The sequence below is a fragment of the Bradyrhizobium sp. genome, assembly GCF_049512235.1.
Taxonomy (GTDB): domain Bacteria; phylum Pseudomonadota; class Alphaproteobacteria; order Rhizobiales; family Xanthobacteraceae; genus Bradyrhizobium.
In genome coordinates, this window is the sequence record NZ_JBEKXH010000716.1 from 1 (window position 1) to 2,599 (window position 2,599).

A 2,599-nucleotide genomic window follows, 5' to 3' on the forward strand; every position below is an offset into this window, starting at 1 on the left:
CCGCTTCCTCTATCGCCAGCCCGGCCTCGCGCTGCTCCTTGGCAAATGCCACAATCAGGATGCCGTTCTTGGCGGCCAGCGCGATCAACACCACAAGGCCGATCTGGCCATAAAGATCGAGGGTCAGCCCGGCCAGCTTGATTCCGACGAAAGATCCGAACAGGCCGGCCACGACCGACAGCAGCACGGGAATCGGGATGGTCCAGCTTTCATATAAGGCTACCAGAAACAGATAGGCGAACAGCACCGCGAGCGCGAGAACAATACCGGTCTGGCCGGCCGCCTTCTGCTCCTGGAAGGCCGTTCCGGTCCACTCAAAGCCGTAGCCCGAAGGCAGCGTCGACTTCGAGATTCCCGCCATGGTCGCGATCGCCGTTCCCGTCGAGATGCCCGCCGCCGGGCCGCCATTGATGGTGACCGAGCGGTAATTGTTGTAGCGGGTGATGACCTGGGGTCCGGTCACGATCTTGAGGCTGGCGATGGAGCGGATCGGCACCATCTGGCCGGTAGAGTTGCGCACATAGATCTGCCAGATGTCCGGGATGTCGCCGCGGTCGGACGCCTCGCCCTGCACGTTGACCTGCCAGGTGCGGCCAAACAGGTTGAAGTTGTTGACGTAGATGCCGCCCAGCGTTGCCTGCAGCGCGGTAAACACATCGCTCATGTTCAGGCCAAGCGCCTGCGCCTTGGCGCGGTCGATATCGAGATAGATCGACGGGTTGGTCGCGGTGAAGGTCGAGAATACGCGCGCCAGTTTCGGGTCGCGGTTGGCCGCGCTGATCAGCCCGCCCATCACGCTGCCCAAGGCGGCCGGGTCCTGTCCCTCCAGGGCTTCGAGCTGATATTCGAAACCGCTGCTGGTCGAGAGCCCGATGATCGGCGGCAGGTTGAACGGCAGAATACTGGCTTGCCGGATCTGCGAGCCGGCGCCGAAGACGCGCCGGATTACCGCCTGCACCGAATCCGCAGTCGCCTTGCGGTCCGCGAACGGCTTCATGCGCGCCACCATGAACGCGGCGTTCGGCTCATCGCCGCCATCGAGCAGCGAAAAGCCGATGATCGAGAGCGTGTGGTCGATCGCCGGTATCTGCTTCAACAGGGCTTCAACCTGCTTGGTCACCTCGCTGGTACGCGCCACCGACGCGCCGTCGGGCAGCTGCACCGCGATGAAGAAGGCGCCCTGGTCTTCTTCGGGCAGAAAGCCCGTCGGGGTCAAAAGCGACACGCCGAATATGCCGCCGGCAAACACCAGAACCAAAACCAACGACAGTGCCGCTCTCCGCAACAGCCACCGCACGCCGCCTGCGTAGCGGTCGCGAACCCGGTCGATGCCACCGAGTATGCCCCCCAAGATGCCGCTTCGCGGCCCGGTGTGACGCAGGAATACCGCGCAGAGCGCGGGCGACAACGTCAGCGCGTTGATCGCCGAAATGACCATGGCCGCGCTGATCGTCACCGCGAATTGGCGAAACAGCGTTCCGGAAATTCCGGGAATGAACGCGATCGGTACGAACACCGACAGCAGTACCAGGGTAATTGCGACAATGGGCGCGGTGATCTGCGTCATGGCCTTCTTGGTCGCTTCGGCGGGCGTCGCGTCGGGTTCTTCCTCCATCACCCGCTCGACGTTCTCGACCACCACGATGGCGTCATCGACCACGATGCCGATCGCGAGCACCATCGCCAGCAGCGACACTGTGTTGGCGGAATAACCGAGCACCAACAGCACCGCGAAGGTGCCGATCAGGCTGACCGGAACCGCGACCGCCGGAATCATGGTGGCGCGCAGATTGCCCAGGAACAGAAACACCACGATCACGACCAGGATGAAGGCTTCCCCGAGTGTCTTCAATACCTCGGTGATGGTGTCGCTGACGAAGGTCGTGGAATCGTAATGCACCAGATAGGTCAGCCCCGCTGGAAACCGCTCCGACAGTTTCGCCAGCGTGGCCTGCACCGCCTTCGCCGTTGTCACGGCATTGGCGCCGGGCGCCAGATAGATGCCGATCGGGACCCCGGCGCGACCGTCGATCCGCGACTCGCTGTCGAGATTCTGCGCGCCGATCTCGACGCGGGCGACGTCTTTGACCCGCAGCACCGAGCCGTCCGGGTTGGCGCGCAGCACGATGTTGCCGAACTGCGTCGAGGTGGTCAGCCTGCCCTGGGTCTGGACGTTGAACTGGAACTGCTGCTGGTCGCTGATCGGCCGGGCGCCGATGCGGCCGACCGGCGCCTGCACGCTTTGCGCACGGATGGCTGCGATGACGTCGGAGGGCGCCAGATTGAGGCTGGTGAGCCGCTGCGAATCGAACCAGATCCGCATCGAATAGTTCAGCTTCGCGAACAGGCTGGCCTGGCCGACCCCGGGCGTGCGCGAGATCGCGTCGAGCACGTTGATGATGGCGTAATTGGTGATGAACAGCGGATCCTGCTCGCCATTCTCGCTGTAGAGCACGATGAACTGCAGCACTGCCGAGGATTTCTTCTGCACCGTCAGGCCCTGCAGCTGCACTTCGGGCGGCAATTGCGACAACGCGGTCTGGACGCGGTTATTGACGTTGACGGTGTTGATGTCGGGATTGGTGCCGAGCGCGAACGA

1 protein-coding gene is annotated in these 2,599 nt (G+C 63.4%); it reads right to left on the reverse strand.

The window, feature by feature from the left end:
• On the reverse strand, positions 1–2,599 hold a 2,599-nt coding region (locus ABSG20_RS34355), incomplete at both ends, for an efflux RND transporter permease subunit (RefSeq protein ID WP_423868877.1).